The organism is Micromonospora sp. L32 (assembly GCF_052068055.1).
Taxonomy (GTDB): Bacteria; Actinomycetota; Actinomycetes; order Mycobacteriales; family Micromonosporaceae; genus Micromonospora; species Micromonospora purpureochromogenes.
Map to the genome: position 1 here is coordinate 657,704 of NZ_JBQHDD010000002.1, position 19,726 is coordinate 677,429.

Here is a 19,726-nt window from a genome sequence, read left to right on the forward strand (position 1 = left end):
CTCCGGACGTGGGGCGGGGCCGCCCCTGCACGGGGGGTCACGGGCGGCCCCGGAGCGGGCCGGACGGAAGGCGACCCGCTACGTGACAGTCTGGTGAGGACACCATTACCGTCGGAAGGCATCGACGCTGGTCGGGGCGAAGCCCGGTCAGCTCTTCCGGCCGCGGGGACGGGCCGTGGAGACGCCGAGGGAATCGTGGAGGAACTGTGGAAGGCGAGCCGACCGCCGAGCTGATCCGGGCCCAACTGCGCCGGCTCCGGGTGAACGCCGAGCTGAGTCAGGAGGAGTTCGGGAAACTCGTCCACTTCTCGGGTTCCCAGGTTTCCGCGGTCGAGCTGGGCCAGCGCCCGCTCGACCGGTTCTTCCTCAAGCGGGCGGACGAGGTGCTCGGCACGGGTGGGCTGTTGACGTCGCTGCTCAAGCTCGCCGAGCGGGACGGGCAGCCGAGCTGGTTCCGGCCGTGGCTGGAGGCGGAGCGTCAGTCGCAGCAGCTCCGCTGCTACCAGCCGAGCATCATTCCCGGCCTGCTACAGACGGAGAACTATGCCCGCGCGGTGATCCGAACGAACGACATTCTGAGCGACGACGAGGTGGAGAAGCGGCTGGCAGTCCGAATGGATCGGCAGGCCATTCTCCTGCGGACGGAAGCACCTCAGTTCGTGGCCGTGATCGAGGAAGTCGTTCTCCGTCGTGCCGACGAAGGCTTCCGAGGGCTCATGACCCAGCAGATCGCGCACCTCGTCGAGTGCGTCGATCGCCCGCACATCAGCGTCCACGTCATCCCGGCCGAGGTCAGCGTGCATGTTGGACTAGCCGGGCCATTCACCCTGGCGCGAACCACGGACGGCGGATGGGTTGGTCACCTGGAGAACCAGCTCGGCGGCGTAGTGGTCGATACCGATGACGATGTCGCTATCCTGCTGGCGAGGTGGGAGAGCGTCCGCAGCGAGGCCCTGCCTCGCCGGCAGTCGACCCTGCTGATGAAGGAAGTGATGACGTCATGGACCTGACCGGCGCTACCTGGCGCAAGTCCACCCGCAGTGCTCAGGGCGAGTGCGTGGAGGTGGCCGACAACCTGCCCAGCGTCGTCGGCGTCCGCGACAGCAAGGACCCGGCCGGCCCCGTGCTCACCTTCGACCCGCAGACCTGGCGCGCGTTCGTCACCTTCGCCAAGCAGCGCTGAATCTGTGAAGTTCTACCCACGCTTGAGCCGACCGCGCGCACATCCGGGGCCAGTCGCTCCAGGCGTACCTGCCGGAACTGGGGGAGACCATGCCCGTCGCCTGCGCAACGCCTCGCTCATCGCCCGCTTCGGCGGCAGATTGGACGGAACACGCTCGCTGCCGGGTGAGGCCGCGGCCGAGTTGACCGACCAGCGTGAGCGGCGCGGCCCCCGAATGGATGCGATCTGATCGTCGTCTACGCATTCGTTCTCGCGGACGCCCTGCTCCCGTCCGACGCCCGCCTGCTGAATCACTGACCGAACGTGTACCGCAGGTTCGCGTTGATCAGCTGGTTGAGGCGCTTGCGCATGTGCCCGAGCAGGGCTGGCTCCGGCAGCGGCTCGGCCAGGAACAGGGTCCAGCGCAGATCCGTCCCGCCATTGCCGTCCGACGGAAGGTCGAACCGAACTGTCGCGTCCGGCCGTTTCCGCCAGATCGAGGACCAGACGACAAGGTGCGGAGCGTCGACGCGGAGCGTCTGAGGTCGCTCCTCGTCGTCGAGCAGCAGCAACCAGGGGCGAGCCGGATCGCGATTCGGCTCCGTCAGCGCCTCGAAGATCACGTGAGGTGGTGCGGGCTGGTTCCGCTTGCGGGAGCCACCTTCGAGCATGCCCCAGGCTAGATGGTCATCTCCATGTCGCCGAAGTGGCGGGGTCGACCAGGCCGGGATACCGCCACATCGGCGTAACGGCGAGCAGGCGGGCCGCCCCCTGGAGGACGGCCCGCCCCCTCGTACCCGATGGGTCAGTCCACGGCGGCGATGATCTGCATCGACGCCAGGCTGCTCGGCTCCGGCTTCTCGGCGACCTTCTTCCCGGCCTTGTCGACGAGGATCAGGGTGTACCGGCCGCCGCTGCGCACCCGGGCCACCAGCGAGCCGTCCGCCTGGAAGTAGGCCTGCCGCAGTTCACGGCCGCCCAGCGGCAGGGTCATCACATTGCCGGTCCGGGTGTCGAGCACAGCGTTGGCCGACAGACTGCGAGCCGCGTCGCCATAGGTGCCGTCGCGGTCGATCCGGTACAGCGCGATCCGCCGCCCGTCCGGGGAGATGCTGGCGACGTCGAAGCAGACGTACCGGCTGCCCTTGCTGCCGAGGCCCGGGATGGTGCGCCGCCCGGCGCCGTTTCGGTCGGTGACGACGACGGTGCCGTTCGAGCCGTCGGCGAAGGCCACCGTGCCGTTGGCGGCCCAGACCGGGTGGCAGCCGTCGAAGCCGGCCACCTCGGTGAAGGCGCCGGACGACACGTCCAGCAGGCCGGCTTTGGAGAAGCTGCCGTCCGCCGCGCCCAGCCGCACGGTGAGCTGCCGGGAGTTCGGCGACCAGGTGGGCGACCAGCACATGTTGTCGACCAGGTCGTGGAGCTTGCGCTTGCCGGATCCGTCCAGGGCGGAGGTCCACAGCGCGCCGCCGTCCTCCACCCAGGCCACCCGGCGGCCGTCCGGCGAGACGGCGGCGTTGAGCTGCGCCGGGTTTACCGGCAGGGCGAGCCGCCGGACGGGGGTGTCACCCGGCTTCCACGAGTAGAGGTGGGTGGTCTCGGCCCCGCCCGGAGTGAACGGGCCGTAGTGGAGCCGGCCGAAGGTGGCGCTGCTGGCGGGCTGGCTGCTGGTCGACGTGGCCGGCGGGGCGATCGACGGGCTGCCGGAGGGCGACGGGGTCGGGGACGGGGTGGGCGACGGGCTGGCGGTGACCGACGGCGTGGTGCCGGGGATCGGGTCGGCACCCCGGTTCGGCAGGAACGCGAACGCGGTGCCGGTGGCCGCGCCGAACAGCACCACCGCCGCGGCCGAGGTGGCGACCGCGCGCTGGATGCCGATCCGGCGGGACGTCCGCAGGGCGCGGTCCCGCAGGTCGACCGGGGTGACCTCCTCGGCCAGGTCGGCGAGGTCGAGCCGGAGACGCTGGTCGTTCATCGGGCGCTTCCTTCCAGGACGTACAGCTCGGCGAGCTCGGGCGCGACGATGCGCAGCTTGGCCAGTGCCTTGGAGGTCTGGCTCTTGACGGTGCCGACGGTGACGCCGAGCAGCTCGGCGGCCTCGGCCTCGGTGCGGTCCTCGAAGAAGCGCAGCACCAGCACGGCCCGCTGCTTCGGGGAGAGCTTGGCCAGGGCCGCCCGCAGGGTCAGCCGCAGGGTGGTCTGGTGGGCGTGGTCGGGGCCCGAGTCGCCTCCGCGTGGTTCGGGCAGCTCGCCCGTCATCGACTCGGGCACCCGCCGGCGTCGCCACCAGGAGACCTGCAGGTGATACATGATCTTGCGGGTGTACGCCTCGGCGTTGCCGCTGTCGTGCAGCCGACCCCACGACCGGTGGGTACGGGCCAGTGCCGACTGGACGAGATCCTCGGCGAGGTGCTGGTCACCGGTCAGCAGGTAAGCCGAGCGCAGCAGCGCCGGCGTCCGGGTACGGACGAACGAGTCGAACTCACTCAGGAGAGGGTCCACACGAGCCGATCCTTGGGGTAGTCGTTGATGCCTTTCCAGACGCCACCCCGGGATCGCCGGGTTGCCGGCCGGACGGCCGATGTGCGCGACAAGTTTCGGCACCGACCCGCGTAATGGCGTCGCCGGCCCCGCCGCGCCGGTCGTACGCTGCGCGAATGCTGCTACGTACGTCGACCCTGCTGCTGCGGACCCTGCGCGAGGATCCGGCGGACGCGGAGGTGCCGAGCCACCGGCTCCTGCTGCGCGCCGGTTACATCCGTCGCGCCGCGCCGGGCGGCTACACCTGGCTGCCGCTGGGCAAGCTCGTGCTGGACCGGGTCACCGAGATCGTCCGGTCGGAGATGACCGCCATCGGCGACCAGGAGGTGCACTTCCCGGCGCTGCTGCCGGCCGAGCCCTACCGGACCAGCGGCCGGTGGACGGAGTACGGCGACGACATCTTCACCCTGGCCGACCGCAAGGGCGCCGAGCACCTGCTCGCCCCGACGCACGAGGAGATGGCCACGCTGCTGGTGAAGGACCTCTTCACCTCGTACCGGGACTTCCCGGTGACGCTGTTCCAGATCCAGACGAAGTTCCGCGACGAGGCCCGGCCCCGGGCCGGCCTGCTGCGCGGGCGCGAGTTCCTGATGAAGGACGCCTACTCGTTCGACCTCGACGAGGCCGGCCTCCAGGAATCGTACGAGCGGCACCGGGCGGCGTACCGGCGGGTCTTCGACCGGCTGGGGCTCGACTACACGGTGGTGCACGCGACGTCCGGGGCGATGGGCGGCTCGGCGTCGGAGGAGTTCCTGGCCGCGACGCCGGTCGGCGAGGACACCTTCGTCGGCTGCACGGAATGCGACTACGCGGCGAACACCGAGGCGGTGACCACCCCCGCCCCGGCCGCCACGGACCCGGACGCGCAGCGTGCCACCGAGGTGCACGACACCCCGGAGACACCCACCATCGCCTCGCTGGTCGAGTTGGCGAACACCCGCCGGCTGGCCGACCGGAACGACTGGACCGCCGCCGACACCCTGAAGAACGTCGTGCTGAGCGTGCGCCGGCCGGGCGCGGAGTCGTCGGACCTGCTGGTCATCGGGCTGCCCGGTGATCGGGAGGTGGACCTGAAGCGGGTCGAGGCCGCCCTCGCCCCGGCCACCGTGGCCGTCTTCGACGACTGGGCCGCCCATCCCGAGCTGGTCCGCGGCTACATCGGACCGCAGATCATGGCGAAGCTCGGCATCCGCTACCTGGTCGACCCGCGGGTGGTCACCGGCACCGCCTGGCTGACCGGCGCCAACGAGCCGGGCCGGCACGCCACCAACGTGGTCGCCGGCCGCGACTTCACCCCGGACGGCACCATCGAGGCGGCCGAGGTGCGCCCCGGCGACCCCTGCCCGGCCTGCGGCACCGGTGAGCTGACCATGCGCCGGGGCATCGAGATCGGGCACATCTTCCAGCTCGGCCGCCGCTACACCGACGCCTTCGCGGTCGACGTGCTGGGCTCGGCCGGCAAGCCGGTCCGGCCCACCATGGGCTGCTACGGCATCGGGGTCTCCCGGGCGGTGGCCGCGATCGCCGAACAGCACCACGACGAGCGGGGACTCCTCTGGCCGGCGGCGATCGCGCCGGTCGACGTACACCTGATCGCCGCCGGCAAGGGGCCGCAGCTCGACGCGGCGCTCGACCTCGGCGGGCGACTGTCCGCCGCCGGCCTGCGGGTCCTGGTCGACGACCGGGTGAACGTCTCCGCCGGGGTGAAGTTCACCGACGCGGAGCTGATCGGCATCCCGCGCGCCGTCGTGGTCGGCCGCCGGCTCGCCGACGGGTACGTCGAGCTGCGCGACCGGGCCGGCGGCGAGCGGGTGGAGCTGCCGGTGGACGGGCTGGTCGAGCGGCTGGTCGACGAGGTGGGCCGAACCCTCGGCAACCGGGTGTAGCGGGCGCGCCACCGGGTACCGCTGCGGGATCGAGCAAGGGTGTTATCGGAGGCTCTCATGTACCGGGTCAGTGACGTGATGACGAAGCAGGTGGTCTACCTGTCGGCGGAGACCACCCTGGACGAGGCGGCCAGGGTGATGAAGGAGGCGGACATCGGCGACGTGGTGGTCACCGACGGCGCCACCCTCGCCGGCGTGCTGACCGACCGCGACATCGTGGTGCGGGCGGTGGCCGAGCGCAGCGACCCGTCGGCCACCACCATCGGCTCGATCACCACCCGGGAGGTGGTGATGATCGAGCAGCACTCCACCGCCTCGGAGGCGGCGTCGCTGATGCGCGAGCGCAACATCCGGCGGGTGCTGGTCTGCGACAACGAGCGCAAGCTGGTGGGCATCGTCTCCCTGGGCGACCTGGCCATGCAGCTCGACCCGACCTCGGCGCTGGCCGACATCAGCGAGGCGGCGCCGAACGCCTGACCCGTGATCGACCCGGTGCCCCTCGCTCTCGTGGGCGTGGCGGTGCCGGGTCGATGGCCGCCAGCCGCGACCTTCGTCACCGGAAGCCGGGTCGCCGATCGTCGACCGCCGGGCGTCCCGGGCGGGCGGCGGTAGCCTGGCGGGATGCCCGAGATGCCGACGAAGCTGGCCGAGATCGTCGAGGAGTTCGCCGCCGCACCCCGCGACGTGGTGCTGGAGATGCTGCTCGAATACGCCGACGTCATCCCGCCCCTGCCGCCGGGCGTGGACCGGGAGGGCATGGAGCAGGTGCCCGAGTGCCAGACCTCGTTCTTCCTCCGCGCCGAGGTCAACCCGGACCGGACGGTGAGCACGATCTTCGACTGCCCGCCGGAGGCGCCGACCACCCGCGCCTTCGCCGGCATCCTCGCCGAGGGCCTGGACGGGGCGAGCACCGAGCAGGTGCTGGCCGTGCCGGACGACCTCTACCAGCGGATGGGGTTGGCCCAGGCGATCAGCCCGCTGCGGGTGCGCGGCGGCACCGCCATCCTGGCCCGGCTCAAGCGCCAGGTCCGGGAACAAGCGGCCTGAGCTGGCTGTTCACCCCCGTTATGGAGATCGAGATCTACGCCGACGTGGTCTGCCCCTGGTGCTGGATCGGCAAGCGCCGGCTGGAGCAGGCGTTGGCGTCGTACGGCGGTGACGTGACCGTCCGCTACCGCCCCTTCCAGCTCGACCCCACGCCGGTGACCGAGCCGAAGCCGCTGGTGGAGGCGATGGCCGCGAAGTTCGGTGGCCGGGAGCGGGCGGAGGCGATGTTCGCCCAGGTCACCCAGGTCGCGGCCGGGGTGGGGCTGGACCTGCGCTTCGACCGCGCGGTGCAGGCCAACACCTTCGAGGCGCACCGGCTGATCCGGTACGCCACCGAGCGCGGCCTGGCCGAGGAGATGGTCGAGGCCCTCTACGCGGCGCACTTCACCGACGGGGTGGATCTCGGCTCGCGGGACGCGTTGGTCGAGCTGGCCGGCAAGGTCGGCCTGGACGAGACCGAGGTCCGCGACCACCTCGACTCCCCGGTCGGGCGCCGCGAGGTGGCCGCCGACCTGACCGCCGCCCAGCAGCTCGGGGTGAGCAGCGTGCCCACCTTCGTGCTGGCCGGCAAGTACGCGGTCACCGGCGCGCAGGAGCCGGAGACGCTGCTGGCAGCCCTGTCCGAGGTGGAGCGCCGCGAGTCGGGCGCCTGACCGGGCATCGATCCCCGTGATGTTTCACGTGCAACCACATCGACGGGCGTGACGAGCTGGGCCGGCTGAGCCGACCCGATGAGCTAGGCCGGGCGGGCCAGTCCTTCGACGACCCGGGCGCCGGGCAGTGCGCCGAGCGCCGGGCCCGGCAGCGCTATCTTGCTGTGCCGGACACCGGATCCGATGATCACGTGCGGGGTCGCGATCACCCGGGAGTCGACCAGGATCGGCCAGCTCTCCGGCAGGCCGATCGGGGTGATCCCGCCGTACTCCATGCTGGTCAGCTCGACCGCGTCGGCCATCGGGGCGAAGCTCGCCTTGCGCACGTCGAGCGCCCGCCGAACCACCCCGTTGACGTCCGCCCGGGTGGTGGCGAGCACGACGCAGGCGGCGTAGCGGATCTCCCCCTCCCGCTTGCCGGCGACGACGACGCAGTTCGCCGACACGTCCAGCCCCACCTCGTACGCCGCGCAAAAGGCGGCGGTGTCGGCGAGCGTCGCGTCGATCGGGGCGACCAGCACGTCCTCGACGTCCACCGGAGCCTCGACCGGCCACTGCGCCAACGCGGCGGCGACCGGCGACGCCAGCAGGTCGGTTCGGGTGCGGGCAGGCTCGGTCTTCAACGTCCCCATCACGGTTGCGATCCTCGCACCCGCCGCACTGATCCGCCCGTCGGCACCCGCCCGGCCGGCGGGGTTGATCGACCCCGCTTGCGGCGTGTCGCGGTGTCCCACGCTGCCGAAGCCGCGACACGCCGCAAACGGGGTCGATCACGCCGGCCCGGACGCGGGCTCAGTTACCGCTGAGGAAGGCGTTCTCGCGCATGAAGGCGCGGTCGTCGGCGGTGGCCGACTGGGCGACCCGCAGCACCTGCGGCCGGCGGGCCTCCAGGTCCTCCATGCCGTGCCGGACGGCGAGCCGGATCACGCCGTAGAGGAAGACGAACCCGAAGACGTAGAGGATGACGGTGGCGATGACGGTGAACATGGCGCCACGGTAAGGCGAACGTGAACGGCGGGAGGTTTCATCTCCGGCCGGTTCCCCCGTACGTGTCAGCCAGGTGATCCGCCCAGGTCCGCCGGCCCGTCGGGGTGGCGGTGGTGGTCAGCCCGCCCGCACGCAGCGCGCTGCCCAGCCGGCCGGGAATCCGCACCGGCAGCAACGGCCGGCGCGAGCCCCGGGCCGCCCGCCAGGCGCGCGCCGCCTCGTCGAAGCGGAGCACCTGCGGACCGCCGTACTCCTCGATGCCCCCCAGCGGGCCGGCGGTGAGCCGTTCGCTGAGCCGGCCGGCGACCTCGTGCTGGTCGACGGGCTGGGCGAGCACCGCCGGGTCGCCGATCACCGGGCCGAGCCGACTCGCCGCGCGCAGCAGCGCGTCGAGGAACGGCGGGAACTGGGTGGCCCGCAGCACCGTCCAGGGCACCGGACCGGCGGCCACCACCCGCTCGGCCGCCAGCTTGTGCCGGTAGTAGGCGTAGGGCACCCGGTCGACGCCGACGATCGAGACGTACACCAGGTGGGCGACGCCGGCCGCCCCGGCGGCGACGGCCAGGTCACGGGTGCCCAGCACGTCCACCCGGTGGGTACGCCGGCTGTTCGGCAGCGACGCCAGGTGCAGCACCGCGTCCACGCCGTCCACCGCCTCGGCCAGCCCGACCCCGGTCTCCACGTCGGCGACCACCCACTCCGCCGCCGGGTCGTGCCGGGGCCGCCGGCTCATCGCCCGCACGTCGAACCCGTCCGCCCGCAGCCGGGGCAGCACCGCCCGCCCGAGCGTGCCACCGGCACCGGTGACCAGCACCTTCATCTCGACTCCTTCCGGTCGACAGTTCGACGGAACTGGCGGGCCGATCGTGACGTCACCTGAGCAGGTCGGCCCCGGTCATCAGGATGAAGAAGGCGACGACGATCTCGCTGACGATCCAGGAGTGGCGGTCGGCCCAGTCCCGCATCGTCGGCAGCGCGCGCTCGGCCCGCCGACCGAGCAGCAGCAGCGCCAGCAACGGCAGGGCGAGCAGCAGCAGGGTGAGCAGCACGAACGGCACCAGGTGCCACCACGGCAGGTCGTACCGGACGACGTTCGCCCCCACGGTGGCCATGGTGAGGTCGTCGACGGGCATCGCCACCATGATCAGCAGGCCGAGCCGGAACGCGTACCCGGGGCCCGCGTGCTGCAGCCGGCTCATCCAGGCCGGCTGACCTTTCGAGTGCCGGCGCAGGAACACCACCGCGGCCAGCGCCACGAGCAGCGCCAGCACCACCTGGCCGATGGCGGTCCTGATCTCCTCACGGGGGCCCGCCCCGACGTCCTCGGCGAGGCCGGTCACGCGGCGGGTGACCAGCCAGGCGGCCGTCGTACCGGCCATCACCACGACCGCCGCGCCGGCCAGGAAGCCCAGCGAGGCCTGCCGCGGCCGGTCGCCGGAGGCGAGGAAGACCGCCGCGACCAGTTGCGTGCCGGCCACCATGACCACGGCCAACGGCAGGACGGTCAGGAAGCTCATCGCCTTCCCATCCTCCCGGCCCACCCCGCCGGCCAGGGCCGATTCGCCGCATCACCCGACCGCCGGACGGGCGGGGCGGGTCAGCGGGGTACGGCGGGCACCACCCGCCCGACGAGCAGCAGTCCGAGCAGGCCGCAGCCCGCCGCGACCGCCAGCATCCCCGCGTAGTCGACCGGACCGGGCGCCGCCCCGGCGGCCAGCACGGTGCCGGTGAGCGCCAGCACCGTGGCGGCGAAGAGCGAGTCGCCCAGTTGCAGCGACGAACTGTTGCGCCCCTGCTCACCGGGGGCGGACAGGTCCAGGGTGAGCACCGACAGGGACGGGAAGAGCAGGCCCATCCCGGTGCCGGCCACCGCCCAGCCCGCCACCGCGACCGCCACCGGCACGGCCGGGGCGACCACCAGCGCGACCGTCGCGGTCCCCACCGTGATGCAGGCCAGCCCGGCCCGGGGGAACGCCGCCGAGGAGCGGGGCGCCGGCAGCCGCCCCTGCAACCAGGAGCCGGCCGACCAGGAGACCGCCCCGACGGTGAGCACCAGACCCGCGGCGGTCGGCGTGAAGCCACGCTCGCGGGAGAGCATCAGCGGGATCACCACCTCGGCGCCGGTGAACGCCGCCGAGGCCAGACCGCGCAGGCCGATCACCGTGGGCAGCCCACGCGCCGCACGCAGGAACCCCGCCGGCAGCAGCCGGGGCGCGCAGCAGGCCAGGCCGACCAGCGCCAGCACCACCAGCGGTACGGCGAGCGCGCCGCGCTGCTGCCCCCCGTGGTGCAGCAGTGCGGCGCTCACCCCCGCCCCGGCCGCCCAGCCGATCCTCGCCAGCGCCCCGGCGGGCGCCCGACCGCCGACCGGCGCGGACAGGGTGCGCAGGCCGGAGTGGACCAGCAGCGCCGCCGGGACCGCCACCGCCGGCACCACGAGGAAGACCCAGCGCCACCCCAGGTGCTCCACGATCAGCCCGGCCACCGCCGGCCCGACCAGCGACGGTACGACCCAGGCGGCGGCGAACGCCGCGAACACCCGCCGGCGCAGCTCCTCCGGGTACGCCTGCCCGACCACCACGTACAACGCGACCGAGAGCAGCCCGGAGCCGAAGCCCTGCACGGCCCGGCCGACGACGAGCTGCCCCATCGCGGTGGCGGTGCCGGCCAGCAGCAGCCCGGCCACGAAGAGCCCGACCCCGCTCCACATCGGCACCCGGGGACCCCGGGCGTCGCACCAGATGCCGGAGAGCACCATCGCGAGCACCCCGGCGGCGAACGTGCCGCCGAAGGCGAGCGCGTACAGGGCGAGACCGTCCAGCGCGCGGGCGACCGTGGGCATCGCGGTGCCGACCGCCAGCGCCTCGAACGCCAGCAGGGAGACCAGGGCGACGCTGCCCACCGTCATCGCCCGCAGGCGCGGGTCGTAGAGGCGGGCGGCCGGGGCGACCGGCGGCGTGGCGGTGGCCGTCACCGGCCCGACCGGGCCCGGCGAGATGTGATCGACATGGGCTCAGCCTGCGACCTCAACCCGGGTTGAGGTCAACCGTGAGCCCGGTCTCGTCAGGCCGACTGCAGCGCCTCGCCGAGCCCCTTGGCGAGGCCGGACATGTGCTGGTCGGCGAGGACGTGACCGGCGGTCACCACCAGCGCCAGTGGCCACTCGATCACCTGGAGGGCGGCCAGCACCCCCAGCCCCGCGTAGTAGGCGAGCTTGTCCGGCGGTGGCACCGCCATCTCGCCCATCATCGGGACCTGCACCCGGCGGGTGTACGCACGGACCATCTCCTGGCCACCGCTGAGTTGTCGCGTGATGGTGCTCATTGCGGCCTCCTCCTGATCCGACTCCTCCGACGCCCACCCGGATTCCACGTCCACCCCGCCTCCATGCGCCCCTACCGGCGCAAACTTCCCTCCTTCCGACGGCATAACGGGCGGCTCGCCGGGAAGCCAGGCCGCCTGACGAGCGCGGGAGGCGAGATGGCGTACGGCAGCAGCGGCGGGCACGGCGGGGAGCGGGGCCGGCGGCTCGGCCGTACCGCTCGATGACGGCGCTGGGCCGGGTCGCCGACCGCGTGCTCCCGCCGGTGCCACCGCTGGTCGCCGACGCGTCCCGTACCGTCGGCTCGGCCGCGTCGCGGCTGGTCCGCGCGGTCGGTCTGACGCAGCGCCGGGTCTGGTCGCGCGGCGGACGGCACCACATCGAGGTGCACGGCGTCTGCCAGGACGGCGGCGACCGGCTGGCCCGGCAGGTCGAGACGGCGCTGGAACGGATGCCCGGGGTCACCTGGGCCCGGGTCAACGCGCCGTCCGGCCGGGTGGTGGTGGCCGTCGAGGAGCCGAAGCCCCGGCTGCGCGACCTGATCGCCACGGTGGCCCGCACCGAACGGGTCTGCCCGTACGAGCCGGATCCGGAGATCGCGCCCCCGCACCCGGCCGAGGAGGGGCCGCGGACGCCCCGGACGCTCGGCGCGCTCGCCTCCGACGCGTTCGGCCTGACCATCTCGGCGGCCACCCGGATCCTGCCCTTCACACCGGTCCCCGGCGAGGTGGCCGGCCTGCTGGGCGCGATCGACCTGCACCCGAAGCTGCACGCGCTGGCCGACCGGGGGCTGCGCGCCGACCCCCGCGCCGAGGTGCTGTTCCCGCTGGCCGAGGCGGTCGTCCAAGGGCTCACCGGCGGCTGGACCGGCATCGCCCTGGACAGCGTGCAGCGGATCGTGCAGTGGGGTGAGGCGCGGGCGCAGCTCTCCGCCTGGAACAAGGCCGAACCGCGGTTGACCGGCGACCCGGAGCGGGCCGTCGCCCGCTCGCCCGCCACCGAGCGGGGCCAGCCGAAGGCCGACGGCCCGGTCGAGCGGTACAGCAGCTGGGCGCTGGCCGCCGGCGCGGCGGCCGGGGCCGCCGCGGTGCCGGTCGTCGGCCGCAAGCGCGCCGCCGCGCTCGCCCTGTCCTCGCTGCCGAAGGCCCCGGGCAGCGGTCGCGAGGGGTACGCCGCACAGCTCGGCCGGATGCTCGCCCGGCGCGGCGTGATCGCGATGGACCGCAGCGTGCTGCGCGAACTGGACCGGATCGACACGGTGGTGCTGGACGCGGCCGTGCTGGGCTCGGCCCGGGGTGTGCTCGCCGACCTGGCCCCGCTGGGCGGCGCGGCGACCGGCGAGGTGGCGGCCCGCGCGTTCGCGCTCTTCGACCCGGCCGACCCGGACGCCTCGCGGGAGGCGGACGGCTGGCGGCTCGGTCCGCTCGACGGCCTCGACGTCACCGATCCCGGGGACACCCCGGACAGCAGCCGGCTGCGCGAGGGCGGCGGCCAGCTCCTGGGGCTCGCCCACCACGACACCCTCACGGCCGTCATCCGGGTCGAGCCGGAGCCGGCGCCGGGCGTCGACGCGCTGCCCACCGCCGCCCGGCAGGCCGGCCTACGGCTGGTCGTGGCCGGCGACGACCCGCAGCGGTACGCCTTCGCCGACACCGTCCTGCCCGGCGGTGACCGCCTCGCCGAGTCGGTGCGCACCCTGCAACGCGAGGGCGCGGTGGTGCTGGTGGTGTCCGCTGACCGGGCGGCGCTCGCCGCGTCCGACTGCGGTCTCGGCGTCGCCGACCCGGAGGCCCTGCCGCCCTGGGGCGCCCACCTGCTGGTCGGCACCGACCTGCGGATCCCGGCCCTGGTCATCGAGGCGGCGGGGGTGGCCCGCCGGATGACCCGGCAGAACATCCGGCTCGCCGTGGCCGGCGCCGGCCTCGGCGCGCTGGGCGCCTTCACCGCCGACCGCCAGGAGCTGCCCGGACGCAGCCTGGCGGCGGTGAACGGAGCGGCCGCGCTGGCCTTCGCCCACGGCGTCTGGCGGGCGCACCGGTTGCCCCACCCGGACGGCGCGCCCACCCCGGCCACCACCGCCTGGCACCTGATGCCGGTGGACACCGTGCTGCGGCAGCTCGACACCACTCCCGGCGGGCTGGCCGAGGCCGAGGCGCGCCGCCGGCACACCGCCGGCACGGGCGCGGGGCCTGGCGCGGGCGGCGGCCTGCTACGCGCCTTCGTCGACGAACTGTCCAACCCGCTCACCCCGGTGCTGGTCGCCGGGGCGGTGCTCTCCACCGTGTTCGGCTCGCTGGTCGACGCCGCCCTGGTCGGCGGGGTGGTGGGCGGCTCCGCGCTGATCGGGGCGGTGCACCAGCGCAACACCGAGCGGTCCCTGGCCGAGCTGCTGTCCCGTACGGAGGTCACCGCCCGGGTCCTGCGCGACGGGGCCGAGCGGGTGCTCCCCGCCGAGGCGCTGGTGCCCGGCGACGTGGTCACGCTCGGGCCGGGCGACGCGGTGCCGGCCGACTGCCGGGTGCTCACCGCCGACGGGCTGGAGGCGGACGAGTCGTCGCTGACCGGGGAGTCGCTGCCGGTCGGCAAGACCGTCGAACCGGTGGTCGCCGCCGCCGTGGCGGACCGCCACTCGATGCTCTACGAGGGGACGACCGTGGCCGCCGGACACGGCACCGCCGTGGTGGTGGCGACCGGCGCCGAGACCGAGTCCGGCCGCAGCCTCGCGCTGGCCGGGCAGGCGCCGCCGGCCAGCGGGGTGGAGGCCCGGCTCGGCAAGCTGACCAGCGCGGCGCTCCCGCTGGCGGCCGGATCGGCGATCGCGGTGGCCGGGGCGGGGCTGCTGCGGGGCGTACCCCTGGCGGAGACGGCGGCGACCGCCGCGAACCTGGCCGTGGCGTCGGTGCCCGAGGGGCTGCCGTTCCTGGTCAGCGCCGCGCAGCTGGCCGCGGCCCGGCGGCTGGCCGAGCACGGCGCGCTGGTCCGCAACCCGCGCACCATCGAGGCGCTGGGCCGGGTCGACGTGCTCTGCTTCGACAAGACCGGCACCCTCACCGAGGGGAGCCTGCGGCTGGCCGGCGTCGGCGACGACGGCCGGTACGCCCCGGTGGACCGGCTCGACGACGGGCTGCGACGGACCCTCGCCGCCGCGCTGCGGGCCACCCCCGCCGCCGACGACCCGGACGACCTGCCGCAGCACACCGATCGGGCGGTCCGGCACGGCGCCCGCGACGCCGGGGTGGTGGAGCAGGTCGGCGCGGACGGCTGGGCGGCGGTCGGCGGGCTGCCCTTCGAGCCGTCCCGCGGCTACCACGCCACCGTCGGGCGGACCGGTGACCGACTGCTGCTCAGCGTCAAGGGGGCGCCGGAGACGGTGCTGCCCCGGTGCAGCGCCTGGCGTACCCCGGGTGGCCGGGACGAGCAACTGGACGACGACGGACGGGCCGGGCTGCACGCGATGCTCGCCGACCGGGCCCGGGCCGGGCACCGCATTCTCGCCGTCGCAGAGTGCCGGGTGGGCGCCGAGACGGTCACCGACGAGCAGGTGACCGACCTGGTCTTCGTCGGCTTCCTCGCCCTCGCCGACGGGGTGCGCGAGAGCGCCGCCCCGGCCGTGCGCCGGATCCGGCAGGCCGGCGTGCACACCATCATGATCACCGGAGACCATCCGGCCACCGCCGAGGCGATCGCCTCGATCATCAGCGACGGCCACGACGCGCAGCGGGTGGTGACCGCCACCGAGCTGGACCAGCTCGACGACGACGCGCTCGGCGAGCGGCTGGCCCGCACCGACGTGGTCGCCCGCTGCACCCCCACCCACAAGGTGCGGATCATCCAGGCGTTGCAGAAGTGCGGCCGTACCGTGGCGATGACGGGCGACGGCGCCAACGACGCGCCGGCGATCCGGCTGGCCGACGTGGGCATCGCCCTCGGCCAGCGGGGCACCCCCGCCGCGCGGGCCGCCGCCGACCTGGTGGTCACCGACGATCGGCTGGAGACCATCATCGCCACCCTGGTCGAGGGGCGGGCGATGTGGTCCTCGGTACGCCACGCGCTGAGCATCCTGGTCGGTGGCAACCTCGGCGAGATCGCGTTCAGCGTGCTGACCGCCGCCGCGACCGGCCGGTCCGCGTTGACCGGGCGGCAACTGCTCCTGGTCAACCTGCTCACCGACCTGGCGCCGGCGCTGGCCATCGCGGTCCGGCCGCCCGGCGCCGACCACGCCGACGGGCTGCTGCGCGAGGGTCCGGACACCTCCCTCGGCGAGACGATGACCCGGGAGATCGGCCTGCGCGCGGCGGCCACCACCCTCGGCGCGACCGCCGGCTGGACGGTCGCCCGGTACACCGGACGGCGCAAACGGGCCGGCACGGTGGCGCTGGTGTCGCTGGTCGGCACGCAGCTCGGGCAGACCGTGCTGGCCGGCGGCACCAGCCCGATGGTGCTCGCCTCCACCGCCGTGTCCCTCGGGGTGCTGGGCGCGGTGGTGCAGACCCCCGGGGTGAGCCAGTTCTTCGGCTGCACCCCGCTCGGGCCGGTCGGGTGGGGCATCGCCGCCGGCTCGGCGCTCGGCGCCACCTTCGCCAACGGCGCGCTGACCCGACTGGTCGAGCGCTTCCCGCCGACCGGCGACGGACCGACCCGGTCGACCGCCGACGGACCGGCCGGGTCGGCCGCCGACGAATCGGCCGGGGACGGGCCGGCCGAGGAGAGCGCCGGCGACGGGTCCGCCGCGGCGGAGCCGTCCGGTCGGTAGGCCGGCGGCCCGCATGGCCACGCCCGTCCCGGGTACGGCCGGGGGTGGAGGTGGGACCCGTGGAGACGGATCAGCCAAACGTGACGTTCATCGGCACCGCGACGACGGTGCTCCGGATCGGGGGCTTCACCCTGTTGACCGATCCGAACTTCCTGCACCGGGGCCAGCGGGCGTACCTGGGCAAGGGCCTGTGGTCCCGCCGCAGCACCGAGCCGGCGCTGACCATCCCCGAACTGCCCGCCCTGGACGCGGTGGTCCTGTCCCACCTGCACGGCGACCACTTCGACCGGGTGGCCCGCAAGGGGCTCGACCGCGAGCTGCCGATCATCACCACCCAGGCGGCCGAGCGGAAGCTGCGCAAGTGGGGATTCCGGGCGACCGAGGGCCTGCCCACCTGGCGGTCCCGGGAGTTCAATCGGGGGTCCAGCACCCTGCGGCTGACCTCGTTGCCCGGTCAGCACGGCCCGGGGGCGCTGGACCGGCTGCTGCCCGACGTGATGGGCACGATGATCGACCTGGACCGGGACGGGACGCGCCTGTTCCGCCTCTACGTCACCGGGGACACCCTGCGCCGCCCGCAGCTCGCCGAGATCCCGCAGCGCTTCCCGGACATCGACGCGATGCTGATCCACCTGGGCGGCACGAGGGTCGGCGGCATCCTGCTCACCATGGACGCGAAGCAGGGCGCCGACCTGGTCGAGCTGATCCGGCCGAAGCTGACCGTGCCGATCCACTACGACGACTACCCGGTGTTCCGGTCGCCGCTGCGGCACTTCGTCGAGGAGGCGAAGCGGCGCGGGCTGGTGTCGGGGGTGCGCACCATCCTGCGTGGCGAGACCGTGCCGCTGACCGGCTGAGCGGAGGTCCCCGTACACCGATCGCCGCCGTCCGGCGTGGAGCCGGAAGGCGGCGACCGATGACGGGACGGGATCAGGAGCGCTCGGAGATGGCCTCGATCAGGTCGCCCACCGGGCGCTCGGGCAGCGACCGGGCCACGTCGGCCACCGCCACGATCCCGACGAGCTCGTGCCCGTCGATCACCGGCAGCCGGCGTACCTGGTGCTGGCCCATCGTGCGCAGGATCTCCGCGGCGTCGTCGTCGGCGCCGATGGTCACCGCCTCGCCCTGGGCCAGCTCGCCGGCGGTCACGTTGGCCGGGTCCTTGCCCTGCGCGAGAACCTTCACCACGATGTCGCGGTCGGTGAGCATGCCCTTCAGCTTGTTGTCGTCGCCGCAGATCGGCAGCGCGCCGACGCCCAGCTCGGCCATCCGCTTGGCGGCGGCCCGCAGGTCGTCCTGCTCACGGACGCAGGTCACGTCGTTGGTCATGATGTCGCGTGCGGTCGGCATGGTGACACCTCGCTTTCCGGGGGTTGGTAACTGAATCGGTACCCCCGGTCCGCGGGACCATGCATCCGAGCGTCAGCCGGCCGGCTCCCAGGTGGCGGCGGCGCGGCGCAACCGGTCGTTGATCGCGCGGCCCACCCCGGTGTCGGGCGCCGCCTCCGCCAGGATCTCGGTCACATCGGCCGCGTCCAGCCGGTGCAGGGCGTCGAAGAGCCGGGCGGCGGCCTCGGTGACGTCCCCGGCGGGTGAGAGCACCTCGACCGCCGCGTACCCGTCGGCCGGCCGCTCCCGGAAGGCCAGGAAACCGCGCCGGCCGCCGTCGGCCGGCGCCGGCTGCGCCCCCACCACGACCCGCAACGGGGTACGCGGCGCGTAGTGCGCGGCCAGCGTCCCCGGCGCCACCGGCTGCCCGGAACTGCCCGGCCGTACGCTCACCGGCCCGACCGCCTCGACCAGCTCCTCGAGGGCGAGTGCGCCGAGCCGCAGCACCACCGGCTGCGGGCCGCGCGCGTCGACGATGGTCGACTCGATCCCGCACCGGGTCGGCCCGCCGTCGAGCACCACGTCCACCGCCGCGCCGAGCCCCTTGACGACGTGCTCGGCCCGGGTCGGGCTGAGCTGCCCGAAGCGGTTCGCGCTCGGCGCCGCCACCGGCACCCCGGCGGCCCGGATCAGGGCCCGCGCGGAGGGCTCGTCCGGCACCCGGACGGCCATGGTGTCCAGCCCCGAGGTGACGATCGGCGGAATCTCGGCCGGTCGGTCCACGATCAGCGTGAGCGGCCCCGGCCAGAACCGCTCGGCCAGCGCGGCCACCGCCGGGGGCACCGGTCCGACGAGCTTCTCCAGGTCGGCGGCGTCGGCCAGGTGGGTGATCAGCGGGTCGAAGCTGGGCCGGGCCTTGGCCTCGAAGATCCGGGCGGCGGCCCGGGCGTCCAGGGCGTTCGCGCCGAGGCCGTAGACGGTCTCGGTCGGGAAGGCCACCAGCCCGCCGTCGCGCAGGACGGCGGCGGCCTCGGCGATGCCGCTGTCGGCGGGCAGGACGCGTGGGGATCCGGTGCTCACGCCCCGACGCTAGCCTGCCGACGTACCGGTCCTCCGGTCGGCCGCGCGATCACCCGCCCTCGGCCCGGCAGGCCCCGCCCCGGAACTCCACTCCCGGCACGTCGTCGAGGATCCGGCTGATGTCGGCGACCGACGCGAGGGCACGAGCCAGGTCGCCGCGCAGTTCCGCGTCCGCCGAGTCCAGGTCGCCCTCGTCCCGCGACCAGTCGATGTCGGCCGCGCGGAGCTGGGCCACCGCGTGTGCGGTCAGGGCGGCGGGGTCGGTCACCGACACCTCCACCCGGCAGTACATCTGGAGGACGTGCGGCGTGTCCCGGCCGACGAAGGCCGACAGGCTTGGCTGTACGGATTCTCGTACAGCCAAGGCCTCGTCGTTCCTGCCGGATGGTTTGGTGGGGCAGGCAGCCGCGACGGTCAGCAGCAGCTTGCGGCGGCTCCGCTGGTGGCGAGCTCCTTCTCGGCGGCCGGGGTACAGCAGGCGCTCGCCGTCGCCTTCTCCAACTGCGGGGAGTCGGCCTTGACGGTGTAGACCTCCCACGGCTCGTTGCCGGGTCCGCGTACCCAGACCTTGTCCTGGAGGGCGTAGCAGCACTCCGTGCTGTTCTCCTCCAGCGTGATGAGGCCGGCGTCGGTGAGGCGCCTGGTCGCCGCGCTGACCTCGTCGGTGCTGAACACCTCCACCCCGAGGTGGTCCATGACGGTGGGCTGGTCGGGCTCGCCTTCGAGCAGGACGAGCTTCAGCGGCGGGTTCTCGACGGCGAAGTTGGCGTAGCCGGGTCGACGCTTCGCCGGCTCGACGCCGAACAGCTTGGAGTAGAAGGCGACGGAGCCTTCGAGGTCGGAAACGCGCAGGGCGAGCTGGACGCGGGACATGGTTCTCCTCCTGGACGGCTCAACCGGCTTGTCTAGACGGTTTTCGAAGCAGAGGCCCCACTGTCGCACCTTGTTTTGAAGTCTGTCAACCTA

General features: G+C 73.9%; 21 protein-coding genes. 8 read left to right on the plus strand and 13 right to left on the minus strand.

The annotated features are described in order from the left end of the window. Positions 1–206: 206 nt before the first annotated feature. Together ACTMTB_RS07745 and ACTMTB_RS07750 are read left to right on the plus strand one after the other, a co-directional pair. Complete coding sequence (locus ACTMTB_RS07745) at positions 207–1,010, plus strand: helix-turn-helix domain-containing protein (RefSeq protein ID WP_441143610.1); 804 nt, start codon at positions 207–209, stop codon at positions 1,008–1,010. Then, positions 1,001–1,183, plus strand: coding sequence for a DUF397 domain-containing protein (locus tag ACTMTB_RS07750; RefSeq protein ID WP_441143612.1), 183 nt, complete (start codon positions 1,001–1,003; stop codon positions 1,181–1,183). The genes ACTMTB_RS07745 and ACTMTB_RS07750 overlap by 10 nt, the downstream gene beginning before the upstream one ends. A gap of 290 nt (positions 1,184–1,473) precedes the next feature. Here the strand turns inward: ACTMTB_RS07750 and ACTMTB_RS07755 are convergent, their stop codons facing one another. From ACTMTB_RS07755 to ACTMTB_RS07765, 3 genes are all read right to left on the minus strand, one after another. Next, the gene (locus tag ACTMTB_RS07755; protein ID WP_441143614.1) at positions 1,474–1,785 is read right to left on the minus strand and encodes a hypothetical protein; all 312 of its coding nucleotides are present in this window, start codon (positions 1,783–1,785) and stop codon (positions 1,474–1,476) included. 182 nt (positions 1,786–1,967) lie between these two features. Next, positions 1,968–3,137: a hypothetical protein gene (locus ACTMTB_RS07760; protein ID WP_441143616.1), complete on the minus strand. Its 1,170-nt coding sequence runs from the start codon at positions 3,135–3,137 to the stop codon at positions 1,968–1,970. Continuing rightward, the gene (locus tag ACTMTB_RS07765) at positions 3,134–3,664 is read right to left on the minus strand and encodes a SigE family RNA polymerase sigma factor (RefSeq protein WP_280838900.1); all 531 of its coding nucleotides are present in this window, start codon (positions 3,662–3,664) and stop codon (positions 3,134–3,136) included. The genes ACTMTB_RS07760 and ACTMTB_RS07765 overlap by 4 nt, the downstream gene beginning before the upstream one ends. Before the next feature lie 155 nt (positions 3,665–3,819). Between ACTMTB_RS07765 and ACTMTB_RS07770 the strand changes: the two genes are divergently transcribed. The 4 genes from ACTMTB_RS07770 (at position 3,820) to ACTMTB_RS07785 (ending at position 7,289) form a co-directional block, all read left to right on the plus strand. Next, positions 3,820–5,589, plus strand: a complete 1,770-nt coding sequence (locus ACTMTB_RS07770) for a proline--tRNA ligase (protein WP_441143618.1) — start codon at positions 3,820–3,822, stop codon at positions 5,587–5,589. A gap of 57 nt (positions 5,590–5,646) precedes the next feature. Beyond that, the gene (locus tag ACTMTB_RS07775; protein ID WP_210773569.1) at positions 5,647–6,066 is read left to right on the plus strand and encodes a CBS domain-containing protein; all 420 of its coding nucleotides are present in this window, start codon (positions 5,647–5,649) and stop codon (positions 6,064–6,066) included. Between the two features lie 144 nt (positions 6,067–6,210). Further along, a complete protein-coding gene (locus ACTMTB_RS07780) occupies positions 6,211–6,636 on the plus strand; it encodes a SufE family protein (RefSeq protein WP_441143620.1) in 426 nt (141 codons plus the stop codon). 20 nt (positions 6,637–6,656) lie between these two features. After that, on the plus strand, positions 6,657–7,289 hold the full coding sequence (locus ACTMTB_RS07785) for a DsbA family oxidoreductase (protein ID WP_441143622.1): 633 nt from the start codon (positions 6,657–6,659) through the stop codon (positions 7,287–7,289). 83 nt (positions 7,290–7,372) lie between these two features. Here the strand turns inward: ACTMTB_RS07785 and ACTMTB_RS07790 are convergent, their stop codons facing one another. The 6 genes from ACTMTB_RS07790 to ACTMTB_RS07815 form a co-directional block, all read right to left on the minus strand. Continuing rightward, the gene (locus tag ACTMTB_RS07790) at positions 7,373–7,921 is read right to left on the minus strand and encodes a YbaK/EbsC family protein (RefSeq protein ID WP_441144023.1); all 549 of its coding nucleotides are present in this window, start codon (positions 7,919–7,921) and stop codon (positions 7,373–7,375) included. Positions 7,922–8,081: 160 nt separating this feature from the next. Beyond that, positions 8,082–8,276, minus strand: coding sequence for a hypothetical protein (locus tag ACTMTB_RS07795; RefSeq protein ID WP_441143624.1), 195 nt, complete (start codon positions 8,274–8,276; stop codon positions 8,082–8,084). A gap of 37 nt (positions 8,277–8,313) precedes the next feature. After that, complete coding sequence (locus ACTMTB_RS07800; protein WP_441143626.1) at positions 8,314–9,096, minus strand: SDR family oxidoreductase; 783 nt, start codon at positions 9,094–9,096, stop codon at positions 8,314–8,316. Between the two features lie 52 nt (positions 9,097–9,148). Then, positions 9,149–9,793, minus strand: coding sequence for a GAP family protein (locus tag ACTMTB_RS07805; protein ID WP_441143628.1), 645 nt, complete (start codon positions 9,791–9,793; stop codon positions 9,149–9,151). A gap of 80 nt (positions 9,794–9,873) precedes the next feature. Further along, a complete protein-coding gene (locus tag ACTMTB_RS07810) occupies positions 9,874–11,250 on the minus strand; it encodes an MFS transporter (RefSeq protein ID WP_441143630.1) in 1,377 nt (458 codons plus the stop codon). 89 nt (positions 11,251–11,339) lie between these two features. Beyond that, positions 11,340–11,600, minus strand: a complete 261-nt coding sequence (locus ACTMTB_RS07815; protein ID WP_441143632.1) for a hypothetical protein — start codon at positions 11,598–11,600, stop codon at positions 11,340–11,342. A gap of 221 nt (positions 11,601–11,821) precedes the next feature. On the opposite strand from ACTMTB_RS07815, the gene ACTMTB_RS07820 reads away from it, so the two are divergent. Beyond that, positions 11,822–16,351: an HAD-IC family P-type ATPase gene (locus ACTMTB_RS07820; RefSeq protein WP_441143634.1), complete on the plus strand. Its 4,530-nt coding sequence runs from the start codon at positions 11,822–11,824 to the stop codon at positions 16,349–16,351. 59 nt (positions 16,352–16,410) lie between these two features. Beyond that, positions 16,411–17,208 carry an MBL fold metallo-hydrolase gene (locus ACTMTB_RS07825; protein ID WP_441143636.1) on the plus strand — a complete coding sequence of 266 codons (798 nt, stop codon included), beginning with the start codon at positions 16,411–16,413 and terminating at the stop codon, positions 17,206–17,208. Positions 17,209–17,281: 73 nt separating this feature from the next. Here ACTMTB_RS07825 and ACTMTB_RS07830 read toward each other — a convergent pair whose 3' ends face one another. From ACTMTB_RS07830 to ACTMTB_RS07845, 4 genes are all read right to left on the minus strand, one after another. Beyond that, complete coding sequence (locus tag ACTMTB_RS07830; protein ID WP_441143638.1) at positions 17,282–17,701, minus strand: CBS domain-containing protein; 420 nt, start codon at positions 17,699–17,701, stop codon at positions 17,282–17,284. A gap of 72 nt (positions 17,702–17,773) precedes the next feature. Then, a complete protein-coding gene (locus ACTMTB_RS07835) occupies positions 17,774–18,736 on the minus strand; it encodes an L-threonylcarbamoyladenylate synthase (protein ID WP_441144025.1) in 963 nt (320 codons plus the stop codon). A gap of 73 nt (positions 18,737–18,809) precedes the next feature. After that, the gene (locus ACTMTB_RS07840; RefSeq protein ID WP_441143640.1) at positions 18,810–19,124 is read right to left on the minus strand and encodes a hypothetical protein; all 315 of its coding nucleotides are present in this window, start codon (positions 19,122–19,124) and stop codon (positions 18,810–18,812) included. Positions 19,125–19,174: 50 nt separating this feature from the next. Beyond that, positions 19,175–19,633 (minus strand): ArsI/CadI family heavy metal resistance metalloenzyme, encoded by a 459-nt coding sequence (locus tag ACTMTB_RS07845; RefSeq protein WP_441143642.1) that lies wholly within the window; start codon positions 19,631–19,633, stop codon positions 19,175–19,177. Positions 19,634–19,726 lie beyond the last annotated feature (93 nt).

Bases quoted from the DNA above. Each gene is read 5' to 3' on its own strand.
- ACTMTB_RS07750 (WP_441143612.1), top strand. From the start codon at position 1,001: ATGGACCTGACCGGCGCTACCTGGCGCAAGTCCACCCGCAGTGCTCAG.
- ACTMTB_RS07760 (WP_441143616.1), bottom strand. From the start codon at position 3,137: ATGAACGACCAGCGTCTCCGGCTCGACCTCGCCGACCTGGCCGAGGAG.
- ACTMTB_RS07770 (WP_441143618.1), top strand. From the start codon at position 3,820: ATGCTGCTACGTACGTCGACCCTGCTGCTGCGGACCCTGCGCGAGGAT.
- ACTMTB_RS07775 (WP_210773569.1), top strand. From the start codon at position 5,647: ATGTACCGGGTCAGTGACGTGATGACGAAGCAGGTGGTCTACCTGTCG.
- ACTMTB_RS07780 (WP_441143620.1), top strand. From the start codon at position 6,211: ATGCCCGAGATGCCGACGAAGCTGGCCGAGATCGTCGAGGAGTTCGCC.
- ACTMTB_RS07785 (WP_441143622.1), top strand. From the start codon at position 6,657: ATGGAGATCGAGATCTACGCCGACGTGGTCTGCCCCTGGTGCTGGATC.
- ACTMTB_RS07790 (WP_441144023.1), bottom strand. From the start codon at position 7,921: ATGGGGACGTTGAAGACCGAGCCTGCCCGCACCCGAACCGACCTGCTG.
- ACTMTB_RS07795 (WP_441143624.1), bottom strand. From the start codon at position 8,276: ATGTTCACCGTCATCGCCACCGTCATCCTCTACGTCTTCGGGTTCGTC.
- ACTMTB_RS07800 (WP_441143626.1), bottom strand. From the start codon at position 9,096: ATGAAGGTGCTGGTCACCGGTGCCGGTGGCACGCTCGGGCGGGCGGTG.
- ACTMTB_RS07805 (WP_441143628.1), bottom strand. From the start codon at position 9,793: ATGAGCTTCCTGACCGTCCTGCCGTTGGCCGTGGTCATGGTGGCCGGC.
- ACTMTB_RS07815 (WP_441143632.1), bottom strand. From the start codon at position 11,600: ATGAGCACCATCACGCGACAACTCAGCGGTGGCCAGGAGATGGTCCGT.
- ACTMTB_RS07820 (WP_441143634.1), top strand. From the start codon at position 11,822: ATGACGGCGCTGGGCCGGGTCGCCGACCGCGTGCTCCCGCCGGTGCCA.
- ACTMTB_RS07830 (WP_441143638.1), bottom strand. From the start codon at position 17,701: ATGCCGACCGCACGCGACATCATGACCAACGACGTGACCTGCGTCCGT.
- ACTMTB_RS07845 (WP_441143642.1), bottom strand. From the start codon at position 19,633: ATGTCCCGCGTCCAGCTCGCCCTGCGCGTTTCCGACCTCGAAGGCTCC.